Source organism: Labilithrix sp. (assembly GCA_019637155.1).
Classification (GTDB): Bacteria; Myxococcota_A; Polyangia; order Polyangiales; family Polyangiaceae; genus Labilithrix.
The window spans coordinates 84099-99000 of sequence record JAHBWE010000013.1; the positions used below are offsets into that span (position 1 = coordinate 84099).

Sequence of the window (14902 nt, forward strand, 5' to 3'; positions counted from 1 at the left end):
GTATTCTCGCTCCGTGTGGCGTCGCGTCCTCGGGTTGGGCCTGATCGTGTGTCTCGTGAGCGGATGCAAGGGATGCTCGCGCGCCGAGCCCGACGCGAAGGCGGTCGAGACGAACGGGGTCGAAGGTCCCGAGCTCCCCGCGATCGCGACGTCGCTCGAGGGGCACGCCGTCTTCACGCGCGGCCCCTCCGCCCCACCGTCACGAACGTTGGCCCCGCGCTGGAGCTGACGAAGTAGTCTTCGAGGGTGGCGTACCTGCATGTCTTGAGGGCGGCGGCTCGGCTCCTCGACGAAGGAGCGACGTATTCGCACTTCGGGGCGGTCGGTCGCGTGCGTGGCCGCCGCGCGGTGATCCGCCTCGTCTACCGGCCGGAGGAGTCCCGCACGCACGCGTGGTGGACGCGCATCGAGCTCGCGCTCGCGCCGGGGGCGCCGCTCGCCGAGGGGCTCGTTCGGGAGCCCGACTTCGACGCCCGCGTCGTCGCCGCCGTGGACGTGGACGACGGCGCCGATCCGGCCGGCACGACGAACGGCGTCGTCGCGCGCGCGCACCTCGCCGGCGCGCCGCTCCTCGTCGTGCAGGAGGCCGGCATGCTCGAGGGCGCGGACCTCGAGCGCCTCCTCGCGCGGTCCCTCGAGCTCGCGCGGCTCGACCGAGGGGAGGAGGGGAAGTGATCGGGCTTTCGCGCTCGCCGCCGTCAGAACGTGCCGCTGAGGCCGAGGGAGCCGAGGCCGATCTGCGGCTCTAGGGTGAGGCGCGGGCGCGTGCTCTGCGTCTTCTGCACCTGCTTGATCGTGCGGCGGAGGAGGGCGCGGTTGTACTTCGTCGAGTAGAGGACGGCGTCGCGATCGTTCATGTAATGGTCGGTGTCGCTGCCGTCGTAGCGGAGCGCCGCGACGAGGAACCAGATCCCGAAGCCGACCGTGCCGAGCGCGCCGGCGGTCGCGAGCGCGATGCCGGGCGGATGCTCGAGCGTTTTGTTCGGGTCGTATCCGATCGCCTCGTTGGAGAAGGAGCCGCTCGTGATCTTGCACTCGTCCTCGGGGAACGTGCCGCTGATGTCGTCGGCGGTGCAGTTTCGCTTCAGGTTGAGGAGGCCGAAGGCGAGCGCGCCGACCGAGAGCGCGAGGAGCGAGCCGCTGGCGTAGAACGAGCCCTTGTTGCGCCGGGTGTGGATCGGATCGAGCTCGTCGTTGCCGGTGACCTCGCCGTAGCGGCGCGCGAACTCGTTCTCGCTGATCGTCGCGCCGCGGCCGTCGCGGAAGGTGTACGTGTCGCCGCTGCCGTTCACCGCGATCTTGTCGCGCTCGTAGAGGTTCTTCACCGTCTCCGGGACCGTCGCCTCGGTGATGCCGGCCGCCTGCGCGATCCCGAGCGGGCCGAGCGGATCGGCCGCCTTCTTCGAGTCGTCGGTGACGGTGACGACCGCGGCGAGCCAGCCCTTCACCTTGCGCTTGTGCAGGATCTTGACGTTCGCGGAGCCGGACGCGCTCGCCACCGCGGCGACGGAGACGCCCGCGGAGCCGGTCGTCTCCTCGCCGGTCGCGTATTCGCCCTCGCCGTAGATGAGCGCGGAGACGTAGCCGTAGCCGCAGCTCTGCGCCTTGCAGCACTGGTCGTACTCGGTGGTGTCGCGCATGCCGACGCGCTTCTGCGTCTCGAGCTTGTAGACGAAATGGGTCGCGCGGTTCACGTCGCCCTGGAAGCCGAACGTGCCGAGCATCGCCTTCGCGGACGCGGAGGCGGAGACCTCCTGCGCGTCCTCGAAGCTGCTCGCGAGCGGCGTCGTCTGCGCCTCGCTCAGCTTCGCGGCGCAGGGGTTCGCGCGCGACGTCTCCTCGAGCGAGCGTCCCGGCGCCGGCATCGTCGGGAGGATGCGCCCGAGCAAGGTCTGGTCCTCGGTCGGCAGCGGGATGAGGACGTAGGAAGGACCGAGCGGGTTCGCTTCGCCGCCGCCCTCGCGCGCGGCGCCCTTCGGGGTCGGAGGCGCGCCGCACGCCACCGCGAGCGCGCCGAGGCCGAGGAGGCCGGCGAGCCGGCGCCTCATCGGCACCTCCCGGCGAAGCACGTGAGCTGGTTGCCGTTCGTGTCCTGCCCGCAGACGTTGCCGCAGGCCCCGCAGTTCTCGTCGTCGTCCTGGGTGTCCACGCAGCGCTGGAGGCTCGCGCAGTACGTCCGCTTCGTGAAGTCCTGCTCGCTCTCGCACTGCTTGTCGGTCGTCGGCCGTCCGGGGATGCCGCTCGAGGTCGAGCTCGAGTTGGGGGGCGCCTCGCAGCCGTTCTGGCTCGCGTTGCAGCTCCCTTTGCAGCAGACGGCGCCGCACTGCGTGAAGCCGTCGGCGCAGGTCGTGTCCGTGTTCGCGCAGGCAGCCGCCCAACCGAACAAGCCGAGCGCGCCGCCAGCCGCGACGCGATGCAAGAGCCGCATGCGGCGGAGAGTACCCGTATCTCCGGCCGGGTGTGCGTCGATCACGGCTCGGCGTCGGCGCCCGCGTCGACGTCCTTCTTCGTGCCGCTCGAGGGCGGGGCCTTCGCCGGCGGATCGCCGTACTCCGCGCGCATCTTCCGCTGGAGCGAGTCGACCATGACCTGCTCGTGGTACGTCGGCATCTGCGGGATCTGCACGATCACGCGGACGCCGTTGTCCTTCGCGCGCACGAGCTCGATCGAGCCGGGGACCGCCTTCTTGCCGCTCTCCGGCGACGTGTAGTCGAAGAGCAAGTAGCCCGCGCCCTCGTCCTTCTCCTGGATCTTGAACCCGAGGTCGACGCGGACGAGGCGCATGCTCGCGTTCCACGTGCGGTCGTAGCCGTACGACGACTCGTACGAGGCCTTCGCGTTCGCTTCGGGCTCCGGCAGCGCGCAGTACCCGAGGACGGCGATCGCCGCGCCGGCGAAGATGGAGAGGGGAAACCGCATCCTCGACCCATCGATCAGGTCGCGGCGGCGGGCCAAGTTTTCCGGCTACGCGCTGACGGAGGGCGCCTCTTCCGAGGCGGGCGGGGGCTCGCTCGTCAGGACCGGCGTGTGGGTGAGGGCGCGGAGCGCGGAGCGATCGACGACGAGGAAGAACGCGGCGGCGGCGACCGTCCACACGAGCTGCAGCGCGTAGAGGAGGAACACGTACGCCGAGCCCGCGCTCGTGACGACGCTCTCGGGGAAGTACATCGTCATGCCCGCGTAGATGCCGGCCTGGAAGACGCCGAGGAGGCCGGGCGGGCCGGGGATGAGGATCGTGCAGCCGAGCATGCCCATCAGCGCGCACGCCTCGCCGAACGTGATCGGCGTGCCGTCGGCGTGGACGACGCCGCAGCCCCACGCGAGGAGCCACATCCCGAACGCGTTGATGCCCCAGTAGAGGGTGGTCTCCACGAGGAAGCCGCCCGCGTCGCGGCCGCGGCCGAGGAAGTGGAGGCCGTTCGCGAGCTTCTCCGCCGTCGCGGCGAGCTTCTCGCCGAGCTTCTTCGAGACGACGCCGAACACCGCGAGCGTGAGGCGCCGCGCGAAGTCGCGCGCGAAGTAGAAGACCGCGATCGTCGCGAAGGCGGCGGTGAAGACGCCGAGCATCACGAAGCCGCTCGTGCGGACCTGCGCGACGCTGATCGGGAGGCCGACGACCTTCGCTGGTAGCGGATCGATCGTCGGGACGAAGATGAGCGCGACCGCGAGGATGATGGAGAGGTAGAGGCCGTCGACGACGCGCTCGGCGACGACGGTGCCCGTCACCGACGACATCGAGAGCTTGCCCTTCTCGCGCAGCATGTACGGGCGAACGAGCTCGCCGAGGCGGAAGGGCATGAGGAGGATCGCGGCGAAGCCGATCCACGAGACCGCGAGCACGCGCTTGCGCGGGACGTCGGCGAACGACCGGAGGAGGAACCTCCAGCGAACGGCGCGGAAGTAGCTCATCACGCCCAGCGTCACGAAGTACGCCGGGAGGGCGATCCAGCGGACGTGCGCGAAGTCCTCGTTCTTCGGGACGAGGGTGAGGCCACCCTTCTGCAGTGTGAACAGGATTCCCGCCGTGATGACCGCCGAGGCGATCAGCTTCGCCGCGTTCTTTCGGAGAAAACCTTGAGATTCTCGGGTTTTGTCGGACATGCGGCGAACTTCCGAGCAGCGCTCGCCGTGCGTAATAGCACGATTCACGCCGTGCGCTCAGCGCACCTTGAGCGGGCGGCAGCGATCGCGGTAGCCGCGGCCGCGCGCGCACACGCCGACGATCGCGGGCCCGTGCGCGACCTCCGCGTCGAAGGCGATCTCCGCCGTCGTCTTCGGCTCCACCGTCGCCTCGACCGACGCGTGGACCGGGCCCGAGCCCGCGTTCGCGACGTACACGCGCGGTCCGAAGAAGCCGCCGAAGCGGAGCGCTTCCTTGCTTCGGTTCGTCACGGAAAGGTGCACAGTGCACGTGTCGCCGCGGCAGGTGACGTCGCCGAGCGCGACCTCCATGTCCTCGAACGTCGCGTCGCGGCGCGCGTCGGCGTGGAGCCGCTCGAACACCGTGCTCCGCTGCGCGTCGACGATCGCCGTCGCCGCGTCGAAGGCGGTGATGCGCCTCGTCACGCGCGCGTCCGCCCAGCCGGTGAACGCGGCGACGTCGGCGATCGCGCGGTGCGCCGCGCTCGTCTCGTAGGCCGGATAACCCCAGTCCGGGCTCTGGCCGTCGAGCTTCGCGTGCGCGAGGGTCGCGACCGCGCCGTCCGCGCGCGCGCCCTCGCTCGCGACCGCGCGCGCGAGCGCGGCGCCGTCGAGCTGCCGGCACTCGATCGCCGCGCCGGCGTCGACGGTGTTGAACGGCCCGCCGTCCCAGCGCACCGACGGACGCGAGAGCAACGTCATCCCGAACACGTCGCGGTCGTAGACCTCGAAGCGCATCGCGTCGCCGCGCTGCAACGTGACGAGCGGCGCGCTCGCGAACCCGAGGTTGCCGTCCTCGGGACCGTCGGCCGCGACCTCGCGCGTCGCGCCGAACGTCGCGCGCACGTGGAGGTCGTCGCCGGCGAAGGTGTCGGCCTTGTTGAACGACTGGAAGCGGCAGATCACGAAGCCGCGGTCGATCGCGTCGCCCATCGGCTGCGCGGCGAGGAACGCCTCGAGCGGACGCGACGACTGCGGCGCGTACGCCTTCGTCGCGGCGCCGGAGTGACGCTCGAGCCGCGCGCCCCACGACGGCCGCGCGCGCAGGCTCGCCTCGGGCGTGCCGAGCGCGGGGGCGGGCTCGTCGGCGAGCGGCGCGGGCTCGATCTCGGGCGCGGGCGGAGAGAGAGGAGGAGGGCTCGTCGAGGCGACGGGAGCAGGAGGAGCCGCGCGCCGTGCGCCGAGCCGGAACGCGGCGGCGGCGGCGACGGAGGAGACCGCGACGAGGAGAAGGAAGATGCCGAGCGCGCCGAGGACCGCGGCCTTGACCCAGCCGCGGCGCGGCGGCGGAGGAGGCGAATATTGATTGATTCGATACAAGCGTATGCGCCCGCTCGCTGCTCGAGCCGTACCAGGCGCAAGTCCGCGAAACCCGTGCGCCCCGCCGCCGAGTTACGCGCGAAGCTGCGAACGCGCCTACCCAGAAGGCGTCCGCGCGAAAGAGGCAACGGGCGTCAGCCCAGCTCGAGGCGGAATTTCATGCCGTGCACCTTCGCCGCGGCGGCGACGACGCGCGCGACGTCGCGGAGCTCGTCGGCGAGCGCGTCGCCGTGCTCGTGATCGCCGACCGACGCGGCGAGGGCCTCGAGCGCGGCGACGCCGGCGGCGGGCTCGAACCACTCGTCCCACGGCCCGAGCGCCTCGGCGAGCTCCTCCGGCGCGCCGTCGAAGTCCTCCGGCGGCTCGCGGTTGTCCATGAACGCGGAGAGCGGCGTGAGCTCCGACTCCTGCGCGATCTCCTCGAGGTCGCCGAGCGCCGCCGCGAGCGCCTCGCCGAGGGTCTCGACCTTCGTCCCTCGCAGCTTCGGAGCGAACACGGGGTAGATGCCGAGCGCCATCGCCGTCAGCCCAGCGCCGGCAGCCCGACGATGTCGCGTGGTCCGTCGCGGAGGAGCCGCAGCGCCTCGTCCGCGCCGACGCGCTTCTCGAGCACCGCGATCGCCTTCGCGGTCACGTCGGCGTCGTCGGGGCGATGCGCGTCCGAGCACGCCGCCTCGTAGGCGTCTTCGTCGAGCAGCTTCTCCGCCGCGCGCTGCGCCGCGCGCCCGTACTTGCCGACGAGGGCGCAGACGTCGAGGAGGAGGCGCGCGCCCGCGTCGACGAGCGGCTCGAGACAGCCGTCGTCCTTCCACACCGGCTCGTAGCGCTCGGGGTGCGCGAGGACGGGGAAGAGCCCGGCGCGACCGAGGTCGAAGAAGCGGTGCGCGAGCTGGGCGGGGAAGGCGCGCGGGTGGAGCTCGACGAGCACGCCGCGCTTCGCCCGCGCCGTCTCTCCGAGGAGCGGGTAGGGGAGGCCCTCGCCCTTGACGAGGCGCGCGTAGACCGTGTCGTCGAAGAAGTGCTCGCTCGCGAGGTGCACCTCCGGGAGATCGCCGTGCGCGTCGAGGTGCGGCCGCATCGCCTCGAACGAAGCGATGAGCGCCCGCTGGTCGTTCTCGAACATGCCGGGCCGCATGTGCGGGGTCGCGAAGACCACGTCGAAGCCCGCGTCGTGGAGGCGCTGGAGGAGCGCGATCCCCTCCGCCGGCGCGCGCACGCCGTCGTCGATCCCCGCGATCCAGTGGCAATGCAGGTCCACGAAGCCTCGCATCCTTCTGTGGGTTCTACCGCAACTCACCCATGGTAAGCTCGGCCTCCGATGGCGTCGGTCAACCCGCACACGCGGGAGCTCGTCTTCAAGCTCGTCTTCTACGGACCGGGCCTTGGAGGAAAGACGACGACGCTCCAGTACATCCACGCCGCGACGAAGCCGGAGCATCGCGGCAAGATGGTGTCGCTCGCGACGCCGACCGACCGCACCCTCTACTTCGACTTCCTCCCGATCCGCGTCCCGCGCGTGCGCGGCATGGCGGTGCGGCTCCAGCTCTTCACCGTCCCGGGGCAGGTCTACTACGCGGCGACGAGGAAGCTCGTCCTCTCCGGCGCCGACGGCGTCGTGTTCGTCGCGGACTCGCAGGCGGGGCGCGTCGACGTGAACCAGGAGTCGCTCGACGATCTCCACGCGAACCTCGCCGAGCACAACCGCTCGATCGAGGAGGTCCCCCACACCTTCCACTGGAACAAGCGCGACCTCTCCGACGTGCTCTCGACCGAGGACCTCGATCGCCGCTTCAACCACCACGGCGCGCCCTCGCTCGGCACCGTCGCGACGAAGGGCGAGGGCGTGTTCGAGGGGCTCGAGCGCATCACGCGCCTCGTGCTGAAGGCGTACGAGCGCGATCCCAAGGTCCGGATCGAGGCGACGGCGGAGGGCGCGCGTCCGTCGAAGGATCCGGGGAGCGATCCGCGCATCTCCGAGGACGGCATCGCGGTGGCGCTGCGCCAGATGGAGACCTCCGGCGTCGAGGCGCCGACGAAGATCTCGCAGTCGATCCCGGACCGCGGGCGGAGGCCGCTCGCGAGCACCCTCACGAGCGAGGGCTCCGAGCCGAACCCGGTCGGGCGCGACTCGGGCTCGTGGAACCGCATCCCCGATCCGTCGTCGGCCCCGATCGTCCCCTCCGCTCCCCCCGCCGGCGCGGCCGCGTTCTCGCTCGCGGACCTCTTCCCCGAGGCGGAGCGCGATCGCGTGCGCCAGGCCGAGGCGATGCTCGCCGCGCGCGACGCGGTGAACGCGATCCTCGCGTGCGACGTGCTCGTCACGCGCGTCCTCGCCTCCGCCGCCGGCCTCGTCGGCACGCTCGACGCGCCGCGCGATCCCGCGCTCGTGTCGCTCCTCCTCGGCCTCGACGGCCCGCGCTACTTGCAGTTTCGCACCGTCGTCCGCGCCGCGCGCCACCGCGAAGGCGTGACGATGAAGGACGCGTACGAGTGCTTCATGTTCTCGATCGACGCCCGCCGCGCGCGCGAGTCGCTCCGGCGATAGCGGGGATCAAGGCCGGTAGAACGCGCCGGTGCTCGGGCGATCGGTGCCGCCCCACACGAGCATGCGCTCGCCCGTCCAGAAGGCGAACGCGCCGCCGCGGCCGCTCGGAGCGTTCGCGGTCGCGGTGCGTCCCCACGCGTCGCGCGCGAGCGCCCACCGCCGGCCGGTGACGTCGCCGGGGAAGCCGCCCCAGACGAGCACCTCGCCGCCGGTCCACACCGCCGCGCTCGCGATCCGCGTCGCGGGCCCGCCCTTCGGCGACACCCAGACCCAGAGGTCGAGCTCGGGGTTGTAGCGCCGGCCGTCCTCGCACGCCGCGTCGTCGTCGTCTTCCTCGCAGCCGCGCCCGCCCCAGATGAACACGTCGTCCTTCGTCCACGTCGCGGTGTGCAGGAACCGCGCGCGCGGCGCGTACACGCCGGAGATCGGCGTCCACCGGTTCGCGGCGGGATCGTAGACCGCGCCGTCGCCGAGCGCGCCCGCCTCGTTCTGCCCGCCCCAGACGATCATCTTCGTGCCCGACCACGCCGTGGCGTGACGGATGCGCCCCGAGGGAGCGCCTTCGCGCGCCATCGGGGTCCATGTATCATGCACAGGATCGTAGACCGCGCCGTCGTTCGCGTAGCCGTGCCGCGGATCGGCGTCGTTCTGTCCGCCCCACACGATCATGCGCGCGCCGGTCCACACCGCGGAGTGCTGCTCGCGTGCGGACGGCGCGCCCTCCACGCTCATCTCGCTCCACGTGTCGGTCGCCGGATCGTAGACCTTGCCCGCCGTCGTCCCCCACCACAGCACGCGGCCGTTCGCCCAGAGGACCGAGGCCCCGGCGCGCGGCGGCGGCTGCCCGACCGTGCTCACCGCGCGCCACGAGTCCGTCGCCTCGGTGTAGAGGAAGCCGCGGCGGTAGCTCGCTCCCCACACGAAGAGGCGACCGTCCGCGAAGTCGGCCGCGTCCGCGCCGCGAACGGCGGTGGCCTCTCCGCCGTCGGCCATCGCCGTCCACGAGCCGGTCTCGGGCGGCTCCGGCGTCTCGCACGAGAGGCACGAGAGGAGCGCCGTCCCCGCGAGCGTCGTCCACCTTGCCATCTTCGACGGATCCTAGGCCATCGTAGGCCACGCGCGGCGTCGTCGCGACGCGGCTCAGAAGCGCACGATCAGCGCGTCGGGCCGCAGCGCGCCCTTCTTCGCCGGGTGCGTCACGAGGAGGACGACGCCGGCGGCCAGCGCGAGCGCGCCCGCGCCGAGCGCGATCCCTTCGAAGAGGCGGACGCGGTCGATCTCGTCCGCCCGCTTCGGCGAGCAGACCGGCCGGCACGAGTCGGAGCGCTCGTAGAGGAGGTGCTGATGGATCCCGAGCGCGGCGCCGAGCGCGACGCCCACGCCGCCGAGCGCGACGAGCGACCAGCCCGCGACGCGGGTCGTGTTCTTGCTCTCGATCCGTGCGGGCTTCGCCGGCGGCGCCGCCGCGCGCGGGAGCGTCACGTCGACGACGCGCCGCTTCTCGCCTTCGCGCAGCACGATCGAGCGCTTCACCGGCGGCCCGTCGCGGCCGGCGATCTCGATCTCGTGCGTGCCCGGATCGAGCGGGAGCGCGCGCGCCTCGACCCGCTCGAGCACCTGCTCGCCGTCGATCGTCACGCGCGCGTCGGCGACGTCGGCGCCGGCCGCGTCGCGCACGGTGACGACGACGGAAGGGATCGCGTCGTCGACCTCGACGAGCCAGCGATCGCAGTCGCGGCGCACGACGGAGGGACACTCCGGGGCGCTGCAGGTGACGAGCTCGGCGCGCGCTTCGACGAGGTGTCCTTCGAGGCGATGGAGCTGCGCGCGCTCGGAGGCGGACGCGCACTGCTCGGCCATCGCCGGCTCGGCGTTCGCGTCGGCGGCGAAGGCGGCGAAGGCGAGCGCCGCGACGATCCCTCCGAGCCGGCGTGCCCACACCGCGCTATCGTGCGTGAAAACGGGCGGGACGTGAAGCCGCGATGCTACCCTCGTGGGGTGCGACGCATCGCGCTCGGGGTGGCCGTGCTCTCTGCCGGCTGCCCGAGCACCGACGATCTCGTGAACGGATCCCGCGAGCCGGTCATCCACTCCCCGCCCGGCCCCGGCGCGCCGTCGCCGTCCCCGGCGCCGTCGCCGTCCCCGTCGAACGGTCGCTGCAACCCGCGGGCGCCGTTCGGGGCGCCGGTCCTCGTCCGCGAGCTCGACGGCGCGGCGCTCCTGAAGCCTCCGGTCTGCGTGACGCGGGACGAGCTCGAGGTCTTCTACCTCCGCAACGACGGCGCCGGACCGAGCGGAATGCCGACGTTCCGCCACGGCCGCCGCTCCACGCGCGACGGCGCGTGGACGGTCGTGACCGAAGACCCGCCGTACCCGCCGCCGATCGACCTCGCGAGCGTCACCGCCGGCGGCGCGAAGCTCTACTACTACGTGGACGTCGACGGCTTGACCGGCATCCACGCCGCGGTCCGCGAGCCGGGCGGGACGTTCGGCGACGGGACGAAGCTCACGACGCCGCCGAACGGGCCGCGAGGCGGGTTTATCGTTGACTCCGACGATTTCGTATATTTCAGCGACAGCGCCGGGATGCTCCGTGCGCCGGTCGACGACGGCGGGTTCGCGCGGAGCGACGGCGTCGTGGTCGTCCCGGCCCCGAACGTCATCCCGATCCTCAACGTCTCGCAGACGAACCTCTACTACCGCGGCTTCGGGGACCAGCACCGCGTCTACGGCGCGCACCGCGCGCGGAAGGAGGACCGGTTCGGCGCGCCCGCCCTCGCGCTCACCACCGACGAGCCCATCACCGGCGTCGAGTGGGTGTCCGACGACGACTGCGTGATGTACCTGCGCGGCCCGGGCTCGCACGTCTACGAGAGCCGGCGCCGCTGAGCGCGGTCAGTCGTTGAGGCACTCGCGCTTGTAGATCTTCCGCCCGAGGCTGTCGCGCGTGTACGGGTCCGCGCAGCTCGGGCGCGCGGACGCGCCTGGCTTCGGCGCGCGCCGGCGGCCCGACGTCGCCGGCGCCGCGGTCTCGGGCGTGGCCGGGAGCTCGATCGCGGGCTCGGGCTCCGGCTCCGGTGCGGGCTGGGGAGGCGCCGGCGGCGGCGGCGCGGCCGCGATCGGCGGCGGCTCCTCGTTCGCGCCGCGCGATCCGCGCCACGCGACGAACGCCACCGCCCCCGCGGCGACGAGGATGAACCCGGTCATGAACATGAGGAGCGGCGCGCGGCGCGAGCGCCGGATCTTCGTCCACCGGTCCTTCGTCCGCGTCGTCGCCCCGGTCGTGCTCGACGGATCCATCGGCTCGGTCTCGAGCTCGCGCTCGCCCGGGCTGAGCGCGGACGCGACCGCGATGCGCTCCGCGAGCTCCTTGAGATCGGCGGAGGACGTGCGCGCGCGCTCGATCGCGGACACGACGTTCGCGCGCGCGGCGAGCGACTCCTGCGCCGTCGCCGCGACCCACTCCCCGACGTCCGACACGCTCGCCGCGAGGCCGGTCGCGTCGAGCGCGTCGGCCATCTCGCGCGCGGTCGCGAAGCGATCTTCGATCGAGCGGCTCAGGGCGCGCATGACGATCGCCTCGAGCAACGGCGACACGTCGGGGTCGTGGTCCGAAGGCGAGGCGATCGGCGTGTGGAGGATGCGCGTCACCGTCGCCGCCTCGCTCGCGGCGAGGAACAGGTACGTGCCGGCGAGCAGCTCCCAGAGCACGACGCCGATCGCGAACACGTCGGTGCGGCGATCGAGCTCGTGGCCGGAGAGCTGCTCCGGCGCCATGTACGCGAGCTTGCCCTTCACGCCGCCGTCGCTCGACGTCAGGTTGATGCGCCCCGCCGCCTTCGCGACCCCGAAGTCGGCGACGCGCGCGACGCCGTCGACCCCGACGATGACGTTCTGGGGAGAGACGTCGCGGTGGACGAGCCCGAGCGGCTCGCCCTCGTCACCGAGGATCTCGTGCGCGGCGTGGAGGCCGCGCAGCGCCGCGATCGTGATCGCGACCGCGATCCGCGGCGGCACCCTCTGCGCGAGCTGCACGAGGCGCGCGAGCGACTCGCCGTGGACGTAGTCCATGACGAGGACGAGCTGCCCCTCCTCCGCCGCGACGTCGATCGTGGAGACGAGGTTCGGATGGCGGAGGCGCGCCGCGAGCCGCGCCTCGTCGATGAACGCCGCGACCGACGTCGGGTTGTCCGCGATCGACGCGTGCATCGTCTTGATCGCGACCGCGCGCCGGAAGCCGGCCTCGCCGCGCACGCACCCGAGGTGGACCGCGCCCATCCCGCCGGCGGCGAGGCGCGTCCAGAGCTCGTAACGACCGACGCAGCGCACCTGGCCAGTCTATCGCGTCAGGTCGCCTGCGCAGCTCTCGCGCGCGCGGCCACGTCCGCGGGCCAGCCCTTCGAGACCTCCTCGAGGAGCTTCTCCGCCGCGGCCTTGTCGAGCGCGAGGATCGCGTTCGCGCGGGCCAGCCCGAGCGCGAGCTCGACGTCGTCGACGACGCGGAGGTCGGTCATCCGCCGGAGGCGCGCCTCCACCAGCGCGGCGGCGGGCGCACGCGCTTCGCCGCGCGCCTGCGCGAGCGCGCGGAGCGACGCGTGGACGAGCGCGCGCGAGCGGCGGCGATCGAGGACCGTCGCGACGTGGCGCGGGGTGGGGGCGTCGCTGATGCCGAGCTCGGTGAGCGCGCCGAGCGCGGCGACGACGACGTCTTCGTGATCGTGATCGATGAGCCCGAGCACGATCGGGCGCGAGCGCTCGCGCCAGATGCCGGGGAGCGCGGCGGCGGCGGCGCGCGCGAGGTGCGGATTGTTGGAGCGCGCGTACGACGCGACGATCGCCCCCGTCGCCTCGTCGTGGAACTTCGGCATCGCGAGGAGGAGGTCCTCCGCGACGACGGCGGCGCCCTGCGTCCCGAGCCGATCGGCGAGGCGCTCGAGGCCGCCGCGCAGGACCGGCAGCGCGGCGGGCCCGATCGCGCGGAGGGCCTTCACGAAGCGGGGGCTCGCCTCGGGATCGGTCGCGCGGAGCCGCGCCGAGTACAGCGCGTGCGCGCCGAACGCGCCGGCGGACACGAGGAGCTTCTCGCCCGTGGCGTCGCCGGGCGACAGCACGCGCGCCGCGACCGGCGCGAGCGTCCCCGGATCGTGCAGCACGCGGAGGAGGGCCTTCGACGCCGCGGCGCGCGAGCCGGGGACCTCCGGGCCCTCCGTCGCGAGGATGTCGAGCGTGCTCGCGAGGCGCCACAGCACCTCGATCTGCTGCTCTTGCGCGAGCTCCGGGATCGCCGACTCGAGCGGCGTGACGAGCTCGAGGAACTGACGCGGGTCGGTGGTGCCGACGAGCCGGCGCATGAAGGCGCTCGGATCGCTCGTGATCTCCGACCGCGGCGAGCGGGGTCCGCCCGTCGCGAGCTCGATGTGCGAGAGCGCGTCGCCGCCGCGCTGGAGCCAGTCGCCCTGGCTCGAGGGCGGCGGGCGCTGCGCCGACATCGGCGCGGGCGTGCCGCCCGACGAAGGCGGCGCGCCGTAACGCGCGGCGAGCTCCTCGCGGCTCGGCACCTTCGGGAACCGGCCCGAGAGCGCGGCGACCGGTTTGTCGAGGAGCGCGCGGAGATCGGCGCGGAGGTCGCGCATCGTCGGGTGGCGCGCGTCCTTCTGCTTCGCGATCGCGCGGAGGATGATGCGCTCGAGGCGCGGATCGACGCCGGGGAAGCGCGACGTCGGCGGCGGAGGCGGCTCGTGGATCTGGAGATCGAGGAGGCGGCGCAGGTCGTCGTCGATGAACGGCACGTCGCCGGTCGCGAGCTCGTACATCACGATGCCGACCGAGTAGATGTCGCTCCGCGCGTCGAGCGTGGACGACGTGCACTGCTCCGGCGACATGTACTCGGGCGTGCCTTGGAAGCGGCGCGTCTCCTCCTGCACCGCGCCCTGCGCGATGCCGAAGTCGCAGACCTTCACCACCTCCATCGGCTGTCCGTCGTCGTCGTGCCCGCGCACGATGACGAGGTTCTCGGGCTTGATGTCCTTGTGGACGATGTTCTTCGTGTGGGCGTGGGCGAGCCCGGCGCAGATCTGGCTCGTCAGCTTCACGATGCGCTCGAGCGAGAGGCGCTTCTCGTGCTCGAGGATCGCGCGGAGACCGACGCCGTCGAGGTACTCCATCACGAGGTAGAGGAGGCCGTCGGGCTCCTGCCCGAAGTCGAGGACGCGCGTGACGTTCGGGTGATCGAGGCGGCTCGCGGCGAGCGCCTCGGCGTGGAACCGGCGACCGAAGTCGGCGTCGGACTGGAAGTTGTCGTGGAGGACCTTCACCGCCACCGGGATGCGGAGGTCGCGGTGGCGGGTCTTGTAGACCGCGCCGACGCCGCCGCCGCCGATGAGCGACTCGATGACGAGCTTGCCGCCCGCGAGCTCTCGTCCGATGAGGTCGGTCGGCTTCTTCTCGGACTGGGGCGCGCCTTCGAGATCGGCGGTGTGCCGCTCGGTGAGGTCGTGGCTCGTCGCGTGGCGCGCCCTCATCGTCGCCGGCCGCTTCTTCTCCGCCTTCAGGACCGGCGCGGACTCCTCGACGCGGAAGCGGAGGCGGAGCGGAAAGCCGTCGTTCGTCGGGGGACCGACCGGATCGGCATAGAGCCGGAGCGGCTCCGACGAGAGCGGCGAATACACCTCGAGCTGGTGGGTCGAGCGATCGACGGGCGCGGCGAGGAGCGGGACGTACGCGACCTGCTCCGCGAGGGCGACCCCTTCGAGGAAGTCGCGGGATGCTTCATCCGCGAGATCCGCGAAAAGCATCGGCAAAGAGCCGCTGGGCGCAGGTGAGGCCGGCATCGTCGACAGGTCGACGCTCCACGTTAGGAGATGGATCCGCGAGGCGCAACGCCGCTCGCCACCGCGC

The 14902-nt window shown here is 72.6% G+C and carries 15 protein-coding genes; 4 read left to right on the top strand and 11 right to left on the bottom strand.

All coding sequences use genetic code 11. The features are described 5' to 3' along the window. The first annotated feature begins 13 nt into the window (after positions 1 to 13). Both KF837_26700 and KF837_26705 read left to right on the top strand, forming a co-directional pair. On the top strand, positions 14 to 229 hold the full coding sequence (locus tag KF837_26700) for a hypothetical protein (protein ID MBX3230939.1): 216 nt from the start codon (positions 14 to 16) through the stop codon (positions 227 to 229). A 35-nt stretch (positions 230 to 264) separates the two neighbouring features. Next, entirely contained in the window at positions 265 to 675 is a 411-nt protein-coding gene (locus KF837_26705; protein ID MBX3230940.1) for a hypothetical protein, read from the top strand. Positions 676 to 698: 23 nt separating this feature from the next. Here the strand turns inward: KF837_26705 and KF837_26710 are convergent, their stop codons facing one another. The 7 genes from KF837_26710 to KF837_26740 form a co-directional block, all read right to left on the bottom strand. After that, a complete protein-coding gene (locus KF837_26710) occupies positions 699 to 2048 on the bottom strand; it encodes a hypothetical protein (protein ID MBX3230941.1) in 1350 nt (449 codons plus the stop codon). Next, entirely contained in the window at positions 2045 to 2428 is a 384-nt protein-coding gene (locus tag KF837_26715) for a hypothetical protein (protein ID MBX3230942.1), read from the bottom strand. Before KF837_26715 ends, KF837_26710 begins: the two co-directional genes overlap by 4 nt. Positions 2429 to 2469: 41 nt before the next feature. Then, positions 2470 to 2919, bottom strand: coding sequence for a hypothetical protein (locus KF837_26720; GenBank protein MBX3230943.1), 450 nt, complete (start codon positions 2917 to 2919; stop codon positions 2470 to 2472). A gap of 45 nt (positions 2920 to 2964) precedes the next feature. Next, positions 2965 to 4101 (bottom strand): flippase-like domain-containing protein, encoded by a 1137-nt coding sequence (locus KF837_26725; GenBank protein ID MBX3230944.1) that lies wholly within the window; start codon positions 4099 to 4101, stop codon positions 2965 to 2967. Between the two features lie 57 nt (positions 4102 to 4158). Further along, positions 4159 to 5460 (bottom strand): hypothetical protein, encoded by a 1302-nt coding sequence (locus KF837_26730; GenBank protein ID MBX3230945.1) that lies wholly within the window; start codon positions 5458 to 5460, stop codon positions 4159 to 4161. A gap of 134 nt (positions 5461 to 5594) precedes the next feature. Beyond that, complete coding sequence (locus KF837_26735) at positions 5595 to 5978, bottom strand: hypothetical protein (GenBank protein MBX3230946.1); 384 nt, start codon at positions 5976 to 5978, stop codon at positions 5595 to 5597. Positions 5979 to 5983: 5 nt separating this feature from the next. After that, complete coding sequence (locus tag KF837_26740) at positions 5984 to 6730, bottom strand: protein tyrosine phosphatase (protein MBX3230947.1); 747 nt, start codon at positions 6728 to 6730, stop codon at positions 5984 to 5986. A gap of 48 nt (positions 6731 to 6778) precedes the next feature. Here KF837_26740 and KF837_26745 point away from each other — a divergent pair, with 48 nt between their 5' ends. Continuing rightward, a complete protein-coding gene (locus KF837_26745) occupies positions 6779 to 8005 on the top strand; it encodes a gliding motility protein (protein MBX3230948.1) in 1227 nt (408 codons plus the stop codon). 6 nt (positions 8006 to 8011) lie between these two features. On the opposite strand, the gene KF837_26750 is transcribed toward KF837_26745, so the two are convergent. Next, on the bottom strand, positions 8012 to 9091 hold the full coding sequence (locus tag KF837_26750) for a hypothetical protein (protein MBX3230949.1): 1080 nt from the start codon (positions 9089 to 9091) through the stop codon (positions 8012 to 8014). Between the two features lie 54 nt (positions 9092 to 9145). Continuing rightward, positions 9146 to 9946: a hypothetical protein gene (locus tag KF837_26755; protein MBX3230950.1), complete on the bottom strand. Its 801-nt coding sequence runs from the start codon at positions 9944 to 9946 to the stop codon at positions 9146 to 9148. Between the two features lie 57 nt (positions 9947 to 10003). Here KF837_26755 and KF837_26760 point away from each other — a divergent pair, with 57 nt between their 5' ends. After that, a complete protein-coding gene (locus KF837_26760; GenBank protein ID MBX3230951.1) occupies positions 10004 to 10894 on the top strand; it encodes a hypothetical protein in 891 nt (296 codons plus the stop codon). 6 nt (positions 10895 to 10900) lie between these two features. On the opposite strand, the gene KF837_26765 is transcribed toward KF837_26760, so the two are convergent. Together KF837_26765 and KF837_26770 are read right to left on the bottom strand one after the other, a co-directional pair. Next, positions 10901 to 12334, bottom strand: coding sequence for a serine/threonine protein kinase (locus tag KF837_26765; GenBank protein MBX3230952.1), 1434 nt, complete (start codon positions 12332 to 12334; stop codon positions 10901 to 10903). A 17-nt stretch (positions 12335 to 12351) separates the two neighbouring features. After that, on the bottom strand, positions 12352 to 14799 hold the full coding sequence (locus KF837_26770) for a serine/threonine protein kinase (protein ID MBX3230953.1): 2448 nt from the start codon (positions 14797 to 14799) through the stop codon (positions 12352 to 12354). Between the last annotated feature and the right edge of the window lie 103 nt (positions 14800 to 14902).